Annotated in this window: 18 protein-coding genes and 1 tRNA gene; 11 read left to right on the top strand and 8 right to left on the bottom strand. The window is 65.1% G+C overall.

What is annotated here, in order from left to right:
• The first annotated feature begins 21 nt into the window (after window positions 1–21).
• Complete coding sequence (rpiB, locus tag VGN66_RS01015; protein ID WP_327517003.1) at window positions 22–459, top strand: ribose 5-phosphate isomerase B; 438 nt, start codon at window positions 22–24, stop codon at window positions 457–459.
• On the opposite strand, the gene VGN66_RS01010 is transcribed toward rpiB, so the two are convergent.
• Window positions 456–926 (bottom strand): DUF3429 domain-containing protein, encoded by a 471-nt coding sequence (locus VGN66_RS01010; RefSeq protein WP_327517002.1) that lies wholly within the window; start codon window positions 924–926, stop codon window positions 456–458. The two genes, rpiB and VGN66_RS01010, sit on opposite strands and share 4 nt — an antisense overlap.
• A gap of 134 nt (window positions 927–1,060) precedes the next feature.
• Here VGN66_RS01010 and glyA point away from each other — a divergent pair, with 134 nt between their 5' ends.
• From glyA to rpsD, 5 genes are all read left to right on the top strand, one after another.
• Entirely contained in the window at window positions 1,061–2,374 is a 1,314-nt protein-coding gene (gene glyA / locus VGN66_RS01005) for a serine hydroxymethyltransferase (RefSeq protein ID WP_327517001.1), read from the top strand.
• Between the two features lie 130 nt (window positions 2,375–2,504).
• Window positions 2,505–2,966, top strand: a complete 462-nt coding sequence (gene nrdR, locus VGN66_RS01000; protein WP_327517000.1) for a transcriptional regulator NrdR — start codon at window positions 2,505–2,507, stop codon at window positions 2,964–2,966.
• Window positions 2,963–3,679 carry an RNA methyltransferase gene (locus VGN66_RS00995; RefSeq protein ID WP_327516999.1) on the top strand — a complete coding sequence of 239 codons (717 nt, stop codon included), beginning with the start codon at window positions 2,963–2,965 and terminating at the stop codon, window positions 3,677–3,679. The genes nrdR and VGN66_RS00995 overlap by 4 nt, the downstream gene beginning before the upstream one ends.
• A gap of 70 nt (window positions 3,680–3,749) precedes the next feature.
• Window positions 3,750–4,025: a hypothetical protein gene (locus tag VGN66_RS00990; RefSeq protein WP_327516998.1), complete on the top strand. Its 276-nt coding sequence runs from the start codon at window positions 3,750–3,752 to the stop codon at window positions 4,023–4,025.
• 168 nt (window positions 4,026–4,193) lie between these two features.
• Window positions 4,194–4,808, top strand: coding sequence for a 30S ribosomal protein S4 (rpsD, locus tag VGN66_RS00985; RefSeq protein WP_327516997.1), 615 nt, complete (start codon window positions 4,194–4,196; stop codon window positions 4,806–4,808).
• 97 nt (window positions 4,809–4,905) lie between these two features.
• Here rpsD and VGN66_RS00980 read toward each other — a convergent pair whose 3' ends face one another.
• Complete coding sequence (locus tag VGN66_RS00980) at window positions 4,906–6,843, bottom strand: S9 family peptidase (protein ID WP_327516996.1); 1,938 nt, start codon at window positions 6,841–6,843, stop codon at window positions 4,906–4,908.
• 153 nt (window positions 6,844–6,996) lie between these two features.
• Between VGN66_RS00980 and VGN66_RS00975 the strand changes: the two genes are divergently transcribed.
• The 3 genes from VGN66_RS00975 to aguB all read left to right on the top strand — a co-directional run bounded on the left by VGN66_RS00975 (window position 6,997) and on the right by aguB (window position 11,282).
• Entirely contained in the window at window positions 6,997–8,655 is a 1,659-nt protein-coding gene (locus tag VGN66_RS00975) for a M28 family metallopeptidase (RefSeq protein WP_327516995.1), read from the top strand.
• Between the two features lie 4 nt (window positions 8,656–8,659).
• On the top strand, window positions 8,660–9,628 hold the full coding sequence (locus VGN66_RS00970) for an agmatine deiminase family protein (RefSeq protein WP_327516994.1): 969 nt from the start codon (window positions 8,660–8,662) through the stop codon (window positions 9,626–9,628).
• Between the two features lie 799 nt (window positions 9,629–10,427).
• Window positions 10,428–11,282, top strand: a complete 855-nt coding sequence (gene aguB / locus VGN66_RS00965; RefSeq protein ID WP_327516993.1) for an N-carbamoylputrescine amidase — start codon at window positions 10,428–10,430, stop codon at window positions 11,280–11,282.
• A gap of 362 nt (window positions 11,283–11,644) precedes the next feature.
• Here the strand turns inward: aguB and VGN66_RS00960 are convergent, their stop codons facing one another.
• Window positions 11,645–12,304, bottom strand: a complete 660-nt coding sequence (locus tag VGN66_RS00960; protein ID WP_327516992.1) for a uracil-DNA glycosylase — start codon at window positions 12,302–12,304, stop codon at window positions 11,645–11,647.
• A gap of 22 nt (window positions 12,305–12,326) precedes the next feature.
• On the opposite strand from VGN66_RS00960, the gene folK reads away from it, so the two are divergent.
• Together folK and VGN66_RS00950 are read left to right on the top strand one after the other, a co-directional pair.
• Window positions 12,327–12,794: a 2-amino-4-hydroxy-6-hydroxymethyldihydropteridine diphosphokinase gene (gene folK, locus VGN66_RS00955; RefSeq protein ID WP_327516991.1), complete on the top strand. Its 468-nt coding sequence runs from the start codon at window positions 12,327–12,329 to the stop codon at window positions 12,792–12,794.
• A gap of 45 nt (window positions 12,795–12,839) precedes the next feature.
• Window positions 12,840–12,915: transfer RNA gene (locus tag VGN66_RS00950), tRNA-Lys, on the top strand.
• Between the two features lie 2 nt (window positions 12,916–12,917).
• Here the strand turns inward: VGN66_RS00950 and VGN66_RS00945 are convergent.
• The 5 genes from VGN66_RS00945 to VGN66_RS00925 all read right to left on the bottom strand — a co-directional run bounded on the left by VGN66_RS00945 (window position 12,918) and on the right by VGN66_RS00925 (window position 17,498).
• Entirely contained in the window at window positions 12,918–13,841 is a 924-nt protein-coding gene (locus VGN66_RS00945) for a hypothetical protein (RefSeq protein ID WP_327516990.1), read from the bottom strand.
• Between the two features lie 132 nt (window positions 13,842–13,973).
• Window positions 13,974–14,870 (bottom strand): hypothetical protein, encoded by an 897-nt coding sequence (locus VGN66_RS00940; protein ID WP_327516989.1) that lies wholly within the window; start codon window positions 14,868–14,870, stop codon window positions 13,974–13,976.
• A gap of 87 nt (window positions 14,871–14,957) precedes the next feature.
• Window positions 14,958–16,391, bottom strand: coding sequence for an NAD(P)(+) transhydrogenase (Re/Si-specific) subunit beta (locus tag VGN66_RS00935; RefSeq protein WP_327516988.1), 1,434 nt, complete (start codon window positions 16,389–16,391; stop codon window positions 14,958–14,960).
• 4 nt (window positions 16,392–16,395) lie between these two features.
• Window positions 16,396–16,674, bottom strand: a complete 279-nt coding sequence (locus tag VGN66_RS00930) for an NAD(P) transhydrogenase subunit alpha (RefSeq protein WP_066579070.1) — start codon at window positions 16,672–16,674, stop codon at window positions 16,396–16,398.
• A gap of 14 nt (window positions 16,675–16,688) precedes the next feature.
• Window positions 16,689–17,498, bottom strand: a complete 810-nt coding sequence (locus tag VGN66_RS00925; RefSeq protein ID WP_327516987.1) for a hypothetical protein — start codon at window positions 17,496–17,498, stop codon at window positions 16,689–16,691.
• Window positions 17,499–17,521: the final 23 nt, after the last annotated feature.

The following is a 17,521-nucleotide window of genomic DNA, read 5'->3' as shown; positions in this document are numbered from 1 at the left end:
TCAACGCCGGAACCGCTCCCCATGCGCATTGCCATCGCCTCGGATCACGCCGCGATCGACCTCAAGGCGGCGCTCGCCGACTGGCTGCGCGATGCCGGCCATGATGTCGCCTATCTGGGGCCCGACAGCGGCGCCAGCGTCGATTATCCCGATTATGGCTACAAGCTCGCCGCCGCGATTGCGGATGGCAGCGCGGAGCGCGGCATCGCACTGTGTGGCAGCGGCATCGGCATTTCGATCGCGGTCAACCGCAACCCCGCCGCGCGTTGTGCTCTGGTCTCCGAACCACTCTCCGCCACGCTCGCGCGCGAGCATAATGACGCCAATGTCATCGCGATGGGCGCCCGCCTGATCGGGATCGAAATGGCGAAAGCGTGCGTCACTGCCTTCCTCGCCACCGAGTTCGGCGGCGACCGCCATCAGCGCCGCGTCGACAAGCTGACCGCGCCGCAGATTTAATAGGGCGCTGGCACGATCCCCAGCGCGAGCGTCGTCAGGCCCAGCCCCACCGACAGCTGCACTCTAAGACCCAGCCACCACTCCGGCGCCATCCCCGCCCGCGTCAGCGCACGGTCGACCAGCGGTGAGAGCAGGATCAGCATGCCGATCAGCATCAGCGACGGCTGTGGCCAGGGATCGCCCGTCATCCACGGCACCGCGCTCGCCAGTGCGATCAGCGAGGGCAGCACCGCCACGACATAGCACCAGCCCGGCGGTTGCGCAGTCCGCGCCGCCAGCCCCCACCAGGTCCCACCCAGAAAGCTGAAGATCAGCACCGCATAGAGATAGCCACTCGCCAGCGCCGGAAAGAACCACGCCTCCGGCCCGACCAGCACCGCCCCCAGCGCGGCAAGCTGCGGCAGCAGCCCGGCCAGCCCCAGCAAACGGGCGGCGGGCGGTCGGGTGGGGGAGTCGGGATCGGCCATGTCCGCTTTCAACAGCTTCTTGGGGCGGCATGCAACAATCGCATCTGGCCTAATCGCGGCCAAGCGCATAAGGGCGTGCGCGACAGGTCGCCCGCACCTGCCCGTCGGCGGCCACCAGACAAAGGATCCGCGCGATGAGCACCAATCCCCAGACGCTCGCTCAGGTTCAGCCAGACGGCTTTTTCACCCGCAATCTCGCCGATGCCGACCCGGCAGTCTTCGCCGGCGTCGCCGAAGAGCTGGAGCGCGAACAATATCAGATCGAACTGATCGCGTCGGAAAACATCGTGTCGAAAGCGGTGCTCGAAGCGCAGGGCAGCGTGTTCACCAATAAGTACGCCGAGGGCTATCCCGGCAAGCGTTACTATCAGGGCTGCCACCCGTCCGACGCGGTCGAGACGCTGGCGATCGAGCGCGCCAAGCAGCTGTTCGGCTGTGGCTTCGCCAATGTTCAGCCGCACTCGGGCGCACAGGCCAATGGCGCGGTGATGCTGGCGCTGGTCAAGCCGGGCGACACGATCCTCGGCATGAGCCTCGATGCCGGCGGCCACCTGACGCACGGCGCCAAGGCGGCGATGAGCGGCAAGTGGTTCAACGCGGTCCAATATGGCGTCGATCCGGTCACGCACCTGATCGACTATGACGCGGTCGAGGCGCTGGCGCTGGAGCATAAGCCGCGCCTGATCATCGCGGGCGGCTCGGCCTATCCGCGCGTGATCGATTTCGCCCGTTTCCGCGCGATCGCGGACAAGGTCGACGCGCTGTTCATGGTCGATATGGCGCATTTCAGCGGCATCGTCGCTGCCGGCCAGCATCCCTCGCCCTTCCCGCACGCGCATGTCGCGACGACCACCACGCACAAGACGCTGCGCGGCCCGCGCGGCGGCATGATCCTCACCAATGACGAGGCGCTGGCCAAGAAGTTCAACTCGGCGGTGTTCCCCGGCATGCAGGGCGGCCCGCTGATGCACGTGATCGCGGCCAAGGCGGTGGCGTTCGGCGAAGCGCTGCGCCCGGATTACAAGGGCTATATCTCGGCGGTGGTCGAAAATGCCAAGGTGCTGGCCGCGACGCTCAAGGAGCGCGGCGCGGCGGTCGTTTCGGGCGGCACCGACACCCATCTCGCGCTGATCGACCTGACCCCGCTCGGCGTCACCGGCAAGGATGCCGATGAGGCGCTGGAGCGCGCTGGCATCACCTGCAACAAGAACGGCATCCCCAACGATCCGCTGCCCCCGACCAAGACCAGCGGCATCCGTGTCGGCTCGCCCGCCGGCACCACGCGCGGCTTCGGCGTCGCCGAATTCCGCGAGATCGGCAACATGATCGCCGATGTCCTCGAAGGGCTGCGTACCAAGGGCGAAGCGGGCGACCCGGCGGTCGAAGCAGCGGTCAAGCTGCGCGTCCGCGCGCTGTGCGAACGCTTCCCGATCTACCCGGAGGCATGATGTACCTTCTCCCTCTCCCCTTCAGGGGAGAGGGCCGGGGAGAGGGGCATGCACGATGCGCTCTCCTTCAGCCCCCTCTCCCGGCCTTGCTTCGCTCGGCCACCCCCTGCCCTGAAGGGGAGAGGGGTTAATGCGCTGCCCGTTCTGCGGCCACGAGGCGAGTCAGGTAAAGGATAGCCGCCCCACCGAGGACGGCGCCGCAATCCGTCGCCGCCGCCAGTGCGAGGCGTGCGCCGCGCGCTTCACCACGTTCGAGCGGATCCAGCTGCGCGAGCTGTTCGTCCTCAAGTCCGAGGACAAGCGCGAGCCGTTCGACCGCGACAAGCTGATCCGCTCGGTCTCGCTCGCCTGCCGCAAGCGGCCGATCGATGCCAACCAGGTCGAAAAGCTCGTCTCGGGCATTCAACGCCAGCTCGAAACGCTGGGCGACCCCGAAATCCCGTCGCAACGGATCGGTGAGATGGTGATGGAGGGGCTCAAGCACCTCGATTCGGTCGCCTATATCCGCTTCGCCAGCGTCTATCGCGACTTCCGCGAAGCGCGCGATTTCGAGGAATTTGCGAGCAATGTGAGCGAGGTCGGGAAGCAGTGAACCCGGTCATCGTTCTGGTCCGCCCGCAGCTCGGCGAGAATATCGGCAAGGCGGCGCGCGCGATGCTCAATTTCGGGCTGACCGAAATGCGGCTGGTGACGCCGCGCGACGGCTGGCCCAACCCGTCGGCGGGGCCGGCGGCGAGCGGCGCGGACGTCGTGCTCGAACGCGCGCAGGTGTTTGAAAGCGTCGCCGACGCGGTCGCCGATTGCCCGCATGTCTATGCCACCACGGTGCGCAAGCGCGGCGTAACCAAACCGGTCGTGAACCCGGCTGAGGCTGCGGCCGAAATCCATGCCGCGCCGGGTCGGTGCGCAATCCTGTTCGGTGCCGAACGCTCGGGCCTTGCGACCGAAGACGTCAACCTCGCCCGCACGATCCTGACCGTGCCGATCAACCCGCAATTCGGCTCGCTCAACCTTGCTCAGGCGGTGATCCTCGTCGCCTATGAATGGTCAAAGGCGCAGGGCCTCGTCCAGCCGCCGCGTACCGAGCTGGACGTGCCGGCCCCGCAGGCCGAGCTTGAGGGGCTGATCGGCCATTTCGAGCGGCTGCTCGGCGACAGCGGCTATTATTATCCGCCCGAGCGCGTCGGGGTGACGCGCCTCACGCTGCGCAACCTGCTGACCAAACCGGGCTGGACCGAACAGGAACTGCGCACGATGCGCGGCGTGCTCTCGGCGCTTGAGGGCAAGAAGCGCAGCCGCAGCTGACGGCGAATATATCCCTTGTTCATATTGGGTTGCTGCGGCATCTTCGCTGAATACTGCCCAAAGGAATCCCATGAAACTCAAGTCTCTTCCTGGCGCGCTGTTGCTCGTCGTCACGCCGGTGATCTCGGTGCCAGCACTGGCGCAGGACGCCGCGCCTGCCGCGAAGAAGCCGGCCGAGGAAAAGAAGATCTGCCGCCGCGACGTGCAGGCGGTCGGAACCCGCCTCGCCCCGCGCACCTGCTTGACGGCGGAGCAATGGCGTCAGCAGGGCGAACGATCGCCCGCGGCTCCGCGGGCGATGGACAATGTCGAGCGCGTCAGTGGTGACGGTCAGCCCGGCGGCTGACGCTGTCCAACTTGACTCGCGCGCGCCACAGGTCTAGGCGCGCGCCTTCGCAATCGGCCCTGCACTCCGGTGAAGCAGCGGCCCTGTGCGCATGCACAGGCGATACCGGAAATGCGATCAGGTCAGTTCTGGCCGGGTCAATGTCGTAGCAATTGGTAGGAATTTTACATGTCGAAGCGCTCCAGCGCCAAGTACAAGCTCGATCGCCGGATGGGCGAGAATATTTGGGGTCGTCCCAAGTCGCCCGTCAACAAGCGTGAATATGGCCCCGGTCAGCACGGCCAGCGCCGTAAGGGCAAGATGTCGGACTTCGGCATCCAGCTGCGCGCCAAGCAGAAGCTCAAGGGCTATTATGGCGACGTGACCGAGAAGCAGTTCAAGCGCGCCTATGAAGACGCGTCGAAGATGAAGGGCGATACCGGTCAGAACCTGATCGGCCTGCTCGAAATGCGTCTCGACATGATCGTCTATCGCGCCAAGTTCGCTCCGACGATCTTCGCCGCGCGCCAGCTGGTCAACCATGGCCACGTCAAGGTGAATGGCGAGAAGTGCAACATCGGTTCGCGCCGCATCAAGGTCGGTGAAACCGTCGAGCTGGGCAGCAAGGCCCGCGAGATGGCGCTGGTGATGGAAGCGCAGAGCCTGGCAGAGCGCGACATCCCCGATTACATCGCACCCGATGGCGCGTCGAAGATCACCTTCACCCGCGTGCCGGCCCTCGACGAGGTGCCTTACCCGGTGAAGATGGAACCGAATCTGGTGGTCGAGTTCTACTCGCGCTGATCCGGTCTTCGCGACGAAACAGAAAAGGGCGGTCCCATCGGGGCCGCCCTTTTTCGTTGGGTGAATGACCGGCGCGGCGCCGCGGACGCCGACCGTGTTAGGGTGTTTTCAGGAACTCGGCGCTCTTGCGCAGCATCTGAGTACGCGCGTTACTGTCTTCGAGATAATGGTCGAGGCCTTGAAACACGACCAGCTCGCTCTGCACGCCGGCCGCTTTCAGGCGGGTTTGCATCAATTCGGCATGATAGACCGAGACATTGCGATCCAGGGTGCCGTGGAACATCAGCACCGGCGCCTTGATGCTGTCGGCGTGTCGCGCCGGTGAGCCCTCGTCGATATGCGGGCCACTCCCTACGAACCGCACGATCTCCTGATAGTTGGAGTAGTTCTGGTTCTCCGATTTCAGCCGATCGAGATCGGTAACCGGCGCAATCGCGACGACGCGCTTGAACAGCCCGGGCTCGGACACGGCCGACTGCAACGCGGCATAGCCGCCATAGGACCAGCCCAGAATGGCCAGCTTTGACGGGTCGGCGATGCCTTCCTTGATCAGCCAACGACCGGCATCGTTCACGTCTCCGATCGCGGTCCGCCAGCTCTGGAACCCGTTCTTCTGGAACCAGGCGTCGCCATAGCCCGCCGATCCGCGAAAGTTCGGTTGCAGCACCGCAAAGCCCTGGCTGGCGTAGAACTGGGTCAGCCAGTCGAACCCCCAATCGTCGCGCGCGCCCGGGCCGCCATGGGGCAGGACGATGGCGCGGACATTCTTGGTGCCACCGTCGGTCGGAAGCGTCAGATAGGCCGGGATCATCGTCCCGTCTGCGGCGCGATAGGTGATATGCCGCATCGGCGCGAGCTTGACCTTCTCCAGCTGCGGCCGCGACAGCGCCAGTTCCTGAAGCGACTTGGCAGTGCGATCGAACAGGAAGAAGCGCCCGGGATCGACATCGCTTCCCGCCCAGATCAGCAATCGGCTTTCGTCCTCGCTCGAATCGACTACGCGCACCAGCGGCAGATGCGGCATCGCTTTCTGCAGCGACTGGATCAGCCGTGCGATGCCCGGATCGATATATTCGACCGACGGCACGTCGGTGGAATAGGTGACGCCGACGATCCGCTGGTTGCGCCCGATCCGCGCAAACCCGCTGACGTCGACAGCCGGGTGCGCGAACACCAGCTTTTCGCCCAGCGTGCCGTCCAGCGCGAGGGAGAACGCCGCAATCTTGCCGTCGACCCGCTTGAGGCCGTACGCGATATCGAGCGTGGGATCGACGCCATAGGGGTCGAACCCGGTGCGATCGGGCCCGATGCTGCTCAGCGGCTGCCATGCGGTGCTGCCCGCGCGGCGATAGGAGTAATGGCGCACGCCTGTCGTATAATAGTCCTTGGACGCGCTGCGCCCGATCAGGCGCACGTTGCCCTTGCCGTCGGTAATAAATTCAGCGGCATCGCGGCTTGGCTGCTCGACGGCGCGGATCTGCAGCGTCGACACATCGACCAGATCAACGCCGATCCCCTGTGCGGTCTGGGCCAGCCGGGTACCGGTGCTCGATTCCGGCACATATTGGCGCATCATCATCACTTTGCCATCGACGCCCGGATTCCAGTCGATCACCGATCCGCCAAAAGTGTCATAGCCCAGTAGGTCGCCGGTCCCGCGCGTGTGGCTGAGCACCTTCATATTCGCGCCGTCATGGTCGATCGCCGCGATGCGCGTCGAAACTGTCAGCGTCCCGTCAATGCTGATCACGCCAAAGACCGTGCACAGCAATCGGGTGTTGCTCGCCCAATTGCACCCCGCCACCCGCTCGGGCTTGCCGTCGACGGCAGCGATCGCCTTTGGTGGCGCCGACCCGTCGATCGGTACGACATAGACCGCCGATGCCTGACCGCGGGTGGGGCTCACATAGGCAAGCCGCTGACCGTCCGGTGAGAGGCTGGCCTGCTCGACATATTCGCGCGCGCCAAATGCGGCAGCGGCGTCAAATTGCTGCGCGGACACCGGCGCGCCACAACAGGTAAGCGCGGTAACCAACGATAATCGCAGCATATATCTTCCCCCTATCGGGAATAGTATCGCGTGTTCCGTGGCGCGGGCAAGCCCCGGGACGTGTGCGCCCGGCTTGCCCCCACCGCTGCCCCCTGCCAATAGTCTCCGCATCACTCGTATCCGTGGAGACGATGCCCCATGCGCCTTGCGCTGCTCGCCCTGCTGGGCCTTGCCGCCTGCTCGACCGCTTCCGACACCGCCGCGGTGCCGGACGTCGCGCTCCCCGCCATGCCGATGGACGTGATGAAGGAAGCGACCAAGACGCTCTCCTCCGACGCATTTGAGGGCCGCGCGCCGGGCACGCCGGGTGAGGCCAAGACGCTGGCCTACCTCGTCGACCAGTTCCAGAAGGCGGGGCTCCAGCCCGGCAATAACGGCAGCTGGTTCCAGGACGTCCCGCTGGTCGCGATCACCGCGCAGAATGTCTCGCCGCTGACCTTCACCGGCGGCACGGAGGCGATGCGCCTCAACTACGGCCCCGAATTCGTCGCCAGCACCTATCGCGTGACCCCGAACATCGCGGTCAAGGACAGCCCGGTGGTGTTCGTCGGCTACGGCATCAACGCGCCTGAAAAGGGCTGGAACGACTATGCCGGCGTGGACGTGAAGGGGAAGACCGTCGTCATCCTCGTCAACGATCCCGACTGGGAAACCGCCGGGCTGCAGGGCGAGTTCGGCGGTCAGGCGATGACCTATTATGGCCGCTGGACCTACAAATATGAGGAGGCCGCACGTCAGGGTGCCGCCGCCGCGCTGATCGTCCACGACACCCAACCCGCCGCCTATGGCTGGAACGTCGTCCAGTCGAGCTGGACCGGCGAACAGCAGGTCGCCGACGCCGCCAACGGCCATTCCGACCAGACCGCCGCCAATGGCTGGATCCAGCTCGACAAGGCCAAGGCTTTGTTCGCCAGCGCGGGACAGGATTTCGACAAGCTCTCCGCCGCGGCCAAGGTAAAGGGCTTCAAGGCCGTGCCGCTTGGGCAGGTCAAGGCATCGGTCAGCTTCGACAACACAATCCGCAAGCACGCGTCGAAGAATGTCATCGGCATCCTCCCCGGTGCCAAGCGCCCCGACGAGGTCGTCCTCTACACCGCGCACTGGGACCATCTCGGCCGCTGCGAAGCCGCCCCCGATGGCGATGACATATGCAACGGCGCGGTCGATAACGCCACCGGCACCGCCGCGTTGGTTGCGATCGCCAAGGCGAACAAGGACGCGGGCGCACCCGACCGCAGCCTCGTCTTCCTCGCCGTCACCGCCGAGGAATCGGGCCTGCTCGGCTCCAAATATTATGGCGACAACCCGGTCTATCCGCTCGCCAAGACCGTCGGCGGCGTGAACATCGACGCGATGAACCTGACGCCCCCGGCCAAGAACGTCGTCGTCATGGGCATGGGCAAGTCGGCGCTCGACACCTATCTCAAGGCCGCGCTCGCCAAGCAGGGCCGCATGGCCAATGCCGAACCGACCCCGGAAAAGGGCTTCTACTACCGCTCCGACCATTTCATGCTGGCAAAGCATGGCGTGCCGATGCTGTATTTCGACGCCGGCGACGATCTGGTCGAGGGTGGCCGCGATGCCGGCCGCGCCGCCGCTGCGGACTATGAAAAGAACAAATATCACGGCCCGAAGGACGAGTTCGATCCCAACTGGAACTGGGCGGGCGCGGAAAAGGATCTTCAGGTCTATTACGCCGTCGGTCGCATGCTCGCGATGACCACCGACTGGCCCAACTGGGTCGAGGGCGACGAATTCCGCGCCGCCCGCGATAAATCCCGCGCAGGAGCCAAGTAACACCGTGACCACGCCGCACCTTCCCCCCGAATGGGCGCCGCACAAGGCCGTCTGGATCGGTTTCCCCAGCCATCCCGATCTGTGGGACTCGCTCGGCGCTGCCCGGGCCGAGGTCGCCGCCTTCGCGCGCGCGGTCCATGCCGGGGGCGCTGGCGAACAGGTGCTGCTGGTCGCCGCCGATGACGAAGCCGCCGCCGCCGCATCGCTGCTGGTCGGCGATACGGCCAAGGTGGTGGTCGCCCCGTTCGGCGACATCTGGCTGCGCGACACCGGCGTGATCGTCGACAGCGCCGGAATCGGCCACGCCTTCGGCTTCAACGGCTGGGGTGGGAAGTACGAATATGACGGCGACGAGGATATCGGCCGCCGCCTCGCCGCAAAGAAGCGAATCGACACGGTCGAGCATGATTGGGTGCTTGAGGGCGGATCGATCGACTGGGACGGCACCGGCCTCGTCGTCACCACCGAACAATGCCTGCTCAACCGCAACCGCAACCCGGGCCTGTCACAGGGTGAGGCGGAACGGCGGCTGCGCGACGATCTCGGCTTCGACCGCGTGCTATGGCTCGGCAACGGCCTCGCCCACGACCACACCGATGGCCATGTCGACAACCTCGCCCGCTTCGTCGGCGAAAACCGGCTGGCGATTCCCGTGCCGGAGGAAAACGACCCCAACTGGCTGGTCTACGCCGACGCCAAACGCCGCGCCGAGGCGCTTGGCGTCGAAGTCGTCCCCATCCCCTCACCCGGTCGCGTGATCCATGGCGATGCGGTCGTGCCGGCGAGCTACATGAACTTCTACATCGGCAACGCCGCGGTGGTGGTCCCGGTCTACGGCCAGCCCAATGACCGCAAGGCCGTGGAAACGATCGGTGCGCTGTTCCCGGGCCGCGAGGCTGTGGGGTTGCGCGCGGACCATATCCTGACGGGCGGCGGCAGCTTCCACTGCATCTCGCAGCAGATTCCGAAGTGACCACCCGATCCCTTCTTCTTAAGCCCCTCCCGCTCGCGGGAGGGGTTGGGGAGGGTCTTCTTCTTGTTCTTCGTGGCCGTGAGCCATCAGCACACCTCGCCCCCCAACGTCAGCCCGGCCCCGTGCCGGGGTCCACCCCGCCGCCAGCGCACCGCTCATCGTCGAACCGATGCGCCTGCCGCCCGGTGGACCCCGGAACAAGTTCGGGGATACACGCGGGAATCTAGTCTGGCTGATATGTGGACGCATCCATTGCAGCATTATCCGCAGCTTCTTCCAAATTGTCCGCTACGTCTTCTAACTCCGAAGAGGTATTGGCCCCGGGGCTAAACATGACGGACTGCCAAGGCCCCCCGCCCTCACCGCAAGCCCAGTTGTCCCGGCAGTACCCGGCATTCATCAGCGCCCTGACGCGGACGATGTCACTACAACTAGCATCCGGGTCAGTCTCAAGAATCAGGAACGGGCGTGGTAACATTTCACCACCCAGCTTGATTCGATCGATCAAGGTCTGCTCGGATATGCGTTGTCGGTTCCAACGGATACTTCCATCCCCCCGAACCTGGATCCGGTTGGGCAGAGCATGATGGTCCATACCGTCGGCTGGCTTTCGCCAGTGTGCAAACGGTGTGGCGCATTGCGGGGCGGGAGTGTCTTGCTCAGCACAACTCGCAAGGATCGGAATGAGGGCGAGGCAAGGAATAAGGCGCACGCGCCATAGTCAGCCACGCCGCCACGGCTGTCCAGTGCTACGGCAAAACCCCGTGCACTCCCGCCCCACACCCCCTAAATACCCCACATGACCCAGATTACCGTCGCCGCGCTCCAGCTCGCCTTCACCACCGACACGGCGCAGAACATCGCCAACGTCACCGACCTCGTGCGCGAGGCGGCGGGGAAGGGCGCGCAGGTCGTCCTCCCCCCCGAATTGTTCGAAGGCGAATATTTCTGCCGGGTCGAGGATGAGGCGCTGTTCGCGACCGCCAGGCCGCTCGCCAGCCACCCTGCCGTCACCGCGATGCAGAAGCTCGCGGCCGAGCTTCAGATCTACATCCCGACCAGCTTCTTCGAGGCCGACGGCCCGCATTTCTACAACAGCCTCGCGATGATCGGCCCGGACGGCAAGGTCGCGGGCGTCTATCGCAAGAGCCACATCCCCGACGGCCCCGGCTATGAAGAGAAATACTATTTCCGCCCCGGCAATACCGGGTTCAAGGTGTGGGACGGCCCCGCCGACGACGCGGCGCTCGGCGTCGGCATCTGCTGGGACCAATGGTATCCCGAAACCGCGCGCACGATGATGCTGATGGGCGCGCAACTGCTGTTCTACCCGACCGCGATCGGGTCGGAGCCGTATGACGCCGATCTCGACACCAGCCGCATGTGGCGCCGCGCGATGATCGGCCATGCCGTATCCAACGTCGTCCCCGTCATCGCCTCGAACCGTATCGGCACCGAGGGCGATCAGCGCTTCTACGGCCACAGCTTCATCTGCGACGAATGGGGCGACATCCTCGCCGAATTCGGCGCAGAGGAAACCGGCGTCCTCACCGCCACCCTCGACCTCGACCGCGCCCGCAAGCACCGCGCCGGCATGGGCTTCTTCCGCGACCGCAGGCCAGAGCTGTACCGGCGCATGGTCGAGGACGTCTGAGCCAATAATCCTCCCCCGCCAGGGGGAGGTGGCAGGCGCAGCCTGACGGAGGGGGAGGACGGCGATGTCCTATCGCCTCTCGCCGGAGTGCTTCCTCCCCCTCCGTCGCCTTCGGCGCCACCTCCCCCTTGCGGGGGGAGGCTCAATGGCCGAATCCGCTTTCCTACAGACCCCGATCAGGCATATCTCATCTGTCCCTTCGACAATTCGGGGACAGCCATCATGCCCTTCGCGAACAGCCTGACCCCCGCCACCCGGCGTCGCGCAACTGTCGCGTCTGTGTCGCGTCGCAGGCGCAAACCGGTCGCTTCGCGGTCGCTTCACCCGGAAACCCCATCAAAAACGTCAGCTTCGTCGGACACTCACACCGTCCCGCGCAGCTCCAGCGCCCGGGCAAACACCGCCTCGAACATCGCCGCCGTCAGCCGCCCGGTATTCTGGTTGTAGCGCGAACAGTGATAGCTATCGATCAGCACCCGCCCATCCGGCATGCGATGCTCCGCCAGGTGCCCAAACCGGCATTTGGGCAGCTTGCCGCCCAGAATCTTGACCGCGCTCTGATGCGCGATCTGGCCCAAAGCGATGAAGATGCGCGCATTGGGCAGCGCATCGACCTGTGCCTCCGCAAAGGGGCGACAGGTTCGTGCCTCCTCCGGCGTCGGCTTGTTCTCCGGCGGCAGGCACTTGACCGAATTGACGATGATCGCGCCGCTCAGCTGCAACCCGTCATCGGCGCGGCTCTCGTAAGTCCCACTGGTGAAGCCGAACTTGGCCAACGTTGCGAACATCAGATCGCCCGCAAAATCGCCGGTAAAGGGACGCCCGGTCCGGTTCGCGCCATGCTTGCCCGGCGCCAGCCCGATGATGCCCAGCCAGCCCTCCGGGTCGCCGAACGCCGGCACCGGCGCATTCCACCAGTCGGGATATTCGACCCGCAGCTCCTGCCGCAACGCGACGAGGCGCGGGCAGCGCGGGCAGTCGAGCGGTGGCTCGGTATCGGGCAACGGGCTTGGCGGGATCATCCCGCCGGGATAGGCGGGGCAGGTGAGCGCCTCAACCCACCATTACGTCATCGCGCTGGGATCGAACCGGCGCGGCCGCCATGGCTCGCCGCGTCAGGAGCTGGCGGCGGCGGTCGCGGCGGTCGGCGGTGTAGTCGCGCACTCGCGGGCAATCGAAACCGCCCCGCTCGGCCCCTCGCGCCGCCGCTTCGTCAATGCCGCGATTCTGGTGGAGAGCGCCGAAACGCCCACCGAACTGCTGGCGCGCCTCAAACAGATCGAACGCAGCTTTGGCCGTCGTCGTGGTCGCCGCTGGGACGCGCGGGTGATCGATCTCGACCTGATCCTGTGGTCGCGCGGACCATGGAGCAGCCCCGGCCTCACCATCCCGCACCCGCTGTTCCGCCAGCGCGACTTCGTCCTGCGCCCGCTGCTGGCCATCGTCCCGCACTGGCGCGATCCGCTCACCGGCCGCACGATCCGTCAACTCGCGGCCCGCCTCCCCGGTTGACCCGCAGCGGATCGCCGCCTAGGTGCAGCGCCTGACCCAGCATGGGGGCCCTTAGCTCAGTCGGTAGAGCAACTGACTTTTAATCAGTAGGTCGATGGTTCGAATCCATCAGGGCTCACCACCTCAGGCCGGCATCAGTCCCAGCCGCGCGACCGCCGCGAAATACCCCCGCATCGCTTCCGCCCCCCGCTCTGACAGCGTGATATGCGCGCGCCGCCGGTCACCGGGATCGGCCTCGCGCTCGAACAGTCCGGCGTCGTGCATCGTCCCGATCCAGCGCAGCGCAGTGGTTGGCGGAACGGAGGCTGCGATGCACAGGCTCGACACCGAAACGCGGGCACGCTCGAGCTTGGCGGCATACAGGTCGAGCAGCATGTCCCAGGCGGGGTCGGCAAACAGCTCGGCGTGAAAATGCTGGTCGCGCAGCCGCCGGGCGCGGATCGTGGCACGGACGGCGCGCGGCGCCGGATCGGGCTCGCCGCTCGGTTCGGGACGATAGCCGCGACCGGGTTCGCGCAGCTCGCGCCGCACCGGATCGGCGGCGAAGTCGGAGAGGACGGCCGCGAGCCGCGCGACCTCTTCGTTGAGCAGCCGCAGCCGCTCGCTCTCCCGCTCCCGCGTCGCATCGTGCAGTCGCGCACCGGGCGGAGCGGTGGCCTGGGCCAGCGCTGCGGCATAGTCGGACGCACTCGGATCGCAGAGCAGGGTGGCGCCAGCGTCCATCAGCATCGGTGCGGCCAGATCAAGCGCCGCAGCGTCGAGCAAGGCGACGATCCGGCAGTCGCCGCCGCGGGTCCAGTCGGCAATCCGTCCGGTGCTTGCCGCTACCCGATCCGGATCAATTCCGGTGCCGTCGATCACGATCAGCTCGGCGGCGATCAGGCTGTCGAGCGCCGCATCGACCGCATCCGGAGCCACCGCGCCCAGCAAGCGCGCGCCGCTCGCGGTAACCGCTGCGCCATGCCGCTCCTGCGCCGCGGCCGGTGCCACGATCAGAACGCGGGCAGCATCAGCGGCAAGCTCGGCAACCGGCATGGCGTCACTCATCGCAATCCCTCCGCTTTGCGCTGCAATGCGGATGTAATCGCGGGATGGGGCGGCGCGTCAGCACAAGGCGGCTCCGAATTCAACCGGTCTGCCGCCCGTTATCTCCAGAACGGATGCGATAAAGCAAGCGCGTTAGCCGAATACGTCCTCGGCATCGTCCATCTCGTCGTCGAGCAACAGCTTCGCCGCAGTGGCGATGCTCCCGCCGCTCAGCGCTACCCACAGCCCTGCGACGACGGCGCCGCCCAGCGAAGACAGGATCATCATCGGCCCGAGCTGTCCGAAGGACTGGCTCTGCGCCTCCATGGCTTGGGCGGCTGCTTCGGGATTGCCGGCGGCGGCCATCATGTCGAACATATAGCTACCCATGGTGACGAGCGAGACCGCCATATTCAGCACAAACATCAGAAGCGAGATGATGAATGCCGCGCCGAACAGCGTCCAGAAGCGCCCCCGGCTCAGCCGCCACGCTTCGCCCAGCGTGATCCGTCCGCGATGGAGCGTCAGGGGGAAGGCGAGGGAGAAGCGGACGATGAAGTAGAGCATGACCGCGAACAGCGCGATCATGCCGACGATCATCACGATCACCGTGCCGCCGCTCGACTGGCTGCCCATCGCCGCACCAACGCCGAGCAGGCCGAGCAGGATCATGAAGCCCACCATCAGCACGAAGCCGACGATGCCGAACAAGATCACCAGGCCCAGCAGCCGCAATTCGTCCATCCCCAGCCGCAGATAGGCAAGGCCGCCGGCTTCTGGCCGGAGCACGGCGCGCATTGCGGCGGCGTAGAGGACGATGCCGACCAGACCCATGACGAAGCTGATCAGATAGACCGGGATCATCGCGCCGATCACCGCGCTCGGATCGGTGGCGACGGCGGTATTGGTCGCGATCCCGAACATCGAGCCGAATGACAGCATCAGCGCGATGTTGCCGGCGAGATAGATACCGGTCCACACCGCGACCGCCACATAGCGTTCGCGCAATAGCCCGAATGCGCCCTCCAAAATCCGCCCGACACTCAGCATTGCTCATCCCCCCAAGATTGCAGGGGCAATGCTGTCCCGGTCGCGTCGCGATATCAAGCGATTATCAGCGACCGGGACAAGTCATGCTCAATCGAGCGACTTGACGATTTCCTCGACCATCTTCTTGGCGTCGGCGAGCAGCATCATCGTGTTGTCCTGATAGAACACGTCATTGTCGACGCCGGCATAGCCGACCCCGCCCATGCTGCGCTTGATGAACAGCACCGTCTTGGCCTTGTTCACGTCGAACACCGGCATGCCATAGATCGGCGAGGACTTGTCGGTCTTCGCCGCCGGGTTCACCACGTCGTTCGCGCCGATGATGAAGGCGACGTCGGTCTGGGCGAACTCGCTGTTGATGTCCTCCAGCTCGAACACCTCGTCATAGGGGACGTTCGCTTCGGCCAGCAGCACGTTCATATGGCCCGGCATGCGCCCCGCGACCGGGTGGATCGCGTATTTCACGCGGACGCCATGCTCTTTCAGCTTGTCGCCCATTTCGCGCAGCGCGTGCTGCGCCTGCGCGACCGCCATGCCGTATCCGGGCACGATGATGATCTGTTCGGCCTGGCTCATCAGGAACGCCGCGTCCTCGGCGGAGCCGCGCTTCCACGGGCGATCGGTCGCCGCCGCGCCTGCCGGGCCGCCGCTGTCGCCACCAAAGCCGCCCGCGATCACGCTGATGAAGCTGCGGTTCATCGCCTTGCACATGATGTAGGACAGGATCGCGCCGGAGCTGCCGACCAATGCTCCGGTGATGATCATCGCGGTGTTGCCGAGCGTGAAGCCCATCGCCGCCGCTGCCCAGCCCGAATAGCTGTTGAGCATCGACACCACCACCGGCATGTCCGCGCCGCCGATCGGGATGATCAGCAGGAAGCCGATGACGAAGGACAGGACGAGCACGGTCCAAAACACCCAGTCGGGTGCGCGCAGCTCGACCGTCATGAACGCGATCAGGCCGAGGATCGCGGCCAGCGTGCCAAGGTTGATGACGTGCCGTCCCGGCAGCATGATCGGCGCGCCGCCCATGTTTCCGTTGAGCTTGAGAAACGCGATGACCGATCCGGAGAAGGTGATTGCACCGATCGCAACGCCCAGGCCCAGCTCGATCCGGCTGACCGGCAGGATCAGCCCGGCGTCGGGCGACCCAGCGGGAAAGACGATACCGAACGCCTCGGGGTTGAGATAGGCGGCGACGCCGACCAACACCGCGGCAAGGCCCACGAGCGAGTGGAAGCCCGCCACCAGCTGCGGCATGTCGGTCATCTTGATCTTGCGCGCGACGATCCAGCCGAACCCGCCGCCGATGGCGATCGCGCCGACGATCTCGGGCAACGATGCGATCTCGTGCGTGACGAGCGTCGTCACGACGGCGATCAACATGCCTGCCATGCCAAAGCGGTTGCCGCGACGGCTGGTCGCGGGCGATGACAGGCCGCGCAGCGCGACGATGAAACACACGCCCGCGATCAGATAGGCGAGCGCAACCCAGGGGTTGAGCGGTGTGGCCTCGTGCATCAGCTCAGCCCTTCTTCTTGTACATGGCGAGCATCCGCTCGGTCACGGCGAACCCGCCAAAGATGTTGACGCTGGCCAGCGCCACCGCGATCAGCCCCAGCCATTTCGCAGTCGGGCTACCGGCAGCGGCGGACGCGATCAGCGCGCCCACGATGATCACCGACGAAATCGCATTGGTGACCGCCATCAGCGGCGTGTGCAGCGCCGGGGTCACCGACCACACGACATAATAGCCGACGAAACACGCCAGCACGAAGATCGACAGGATCGAGATGAAGTCCATGATAAATTCCCTGCCTAAAGCCAGATGCTAAACGCGACCCATGGCGCATTCAGGTTCATCTCGCGTGGCGTTTGTATCGGCACCACTTCCAGCATGCCTCGGCTTTCGGAGACACGTTTGAACTTAATGTCGGAGCCAAGCCAAGAAAACGGGGAAGGCAGCTTCTCGAGGCTTGAACGGCGTGTAATCGGGTCGCAGGAGGATTTGCTCCCTGCGCATTCGTAGATAGTACCCGCACCGCCGCCGTCAAAAAAGCGAAGGCCGGCAATTAGGTCTGATTTAAATTCCTTTGGGTCGATATTCGTATAGCCTGCCGACTGTACGATGAATGTTTCAGCATGGCATTTTCCGTCTATCAAGAATGCAGGATAGAAAGAGTAGCAATTTTGATAGCCAACAAAAATCTGATCGCTGTTTTGGTCGAGCAGACAGATTAGCTTATTGCTGGCCGTGCTATATCGCCAATACGGTTCGCTTTGATTCTTCAAGCTTCGGAACGTGCAGTACAAGTCGCGGTCATTCTTAAGGCCGCCCATTTTTGGTACCCAAACCAACTGGGCACCTGCTCGCACGACGACATTCCCTTGATCATCCGAGATGTCAGCCGACGCGCTTGCAAGGCGGACTGGCAGGAGTCGAGTCTCAAGCTTGTGCACGCGGTTCAGGTGGATCTCGTATGGCGCACCATCACTTTGCAGGGGCTCTGCAATCCAAGTTGCCGAGCGTCCAAAGTCCGCCGCAGTCGCGCCGCCGCTAACTAACGCTGCAAACGCTACAAAAAACGCGGCAATCTGGCGATAGGCCGTACTTGAGATGTGCGGCATCAGGTGCGTGCTTACCTGCATTC

This window comes from Sphingomonas sp. (assembly GCF_035998645.1).
Taxonomy (GTDB): Bacteria; Pseudomonadota; Alphaproteobacteria; order Sphingomonadales; family Sphingomonadaceae; genus Sphingomonas.
This window is presented reverse-complemented; position numbering and strand designations above follow the sequence as displayed.

Excerpts from the sequence above, each read along its gene's own strand:
- rpiB (WP_327517003.1), top strand. The coding sequence starts at position 22 with ATGCGCATTGCCATCGCCTCGGATCACGCCGCGATCGACCTCAAGGCG.
- VGN66_RS01010 (WP_327517002.1), bottom strand. The coding sequence starts at position 926 with ATGGCCGATCCCGACTCCCCCACCCGACCGCCCGCCGCCCGTTTGCTG.
- glyA (WP_327517001.1), top strand. The coding sequence starts at position 1,061 with ATGAGCACCAATCCCCAGACGCTCGCTCAGGTTCAGCCAGACGGCTTT.
- nrdR (WP_327517000.1), top strand. The coding sequence starts at position 2,505 with ATGCGCTGCCCGTTCTGCGGCCACGAGGCGAGTCAGGTAAAGGATAGC.
- VGN66_RS00990 (WP_327516998.1), top strand. The coding sequence starts at position 3,750 with ATGAAACTCAAGTCTCTTCCTGGCGCGCTGTTGCTCGTCGTCACGCCG.
- rpsD (WP_327516997.1), top strand. The coding sequence starts at position 4,194 with ATGTCGAAGCGCTCCAGCGCCAAGTACAAGCTCGATCGCCGGATGGGC.
- VGN66_RS00975 (WP_327516995.1), top strand. The coding sequence starts at position 6,997 with ATGCGCCTTGCGCTGCTCGCCCTGCTGGGCCTTGCCGCCTGCTCGACC.
- aguB (WP_327516993.1), top strand. The coding sequence starts at position 10,428 with ATGACCCAGATTACCGTCGCCGCGCTCCAGCTCGCCTTCACCACCGAC.
- VGN66_RS00960 (WP_327516992.1), bottom strand. The coding sequence starts at position 12,304 with ATGATCCCGCCAAGCCCGTTGCCCGATACCGAGCCACCGCTCGACTGC.
- VGN66_RS00945 (WP_327516990.1), bottom strand. The coding sequence starts at position 13,841 with ATGAGTGACGCCATGCCGGTTGCCGAGCTTGCCGCTGATGCTGCCCGC.
- VGN66_RS00940 (WP_327516989.1), bottom strand. The coding sequence starts at position 14,870 with ATGCTGAGTGTCGGGCGGATTTTGGAGGGCGCATTCGGGCTATTGCGC.
- VGN66_RS00935 (WP_327516988.1), bottom strand. The coding sequence starts at position 16,391 with ATGCACGAGGCCACACCGCTCAACCCCTGGGTTGCGCTCGCCTATCTG.
- VGN66_RS00930 (WP_066579070.1), bottom strand. The coding sequence starts at position 16,674 with ATGGACTTCATCTCGATCCTGTCGATCTTCGTGCTGGCGTGTTTCGTC.
- VGN66_RS00925 (WP_327516987.1), bottom strand. The coding sequence starts at position 17,498 with ATGCCGCACATCTCAAGTACGGCCTATCGCCAGATTGCCGCGTTTTTT.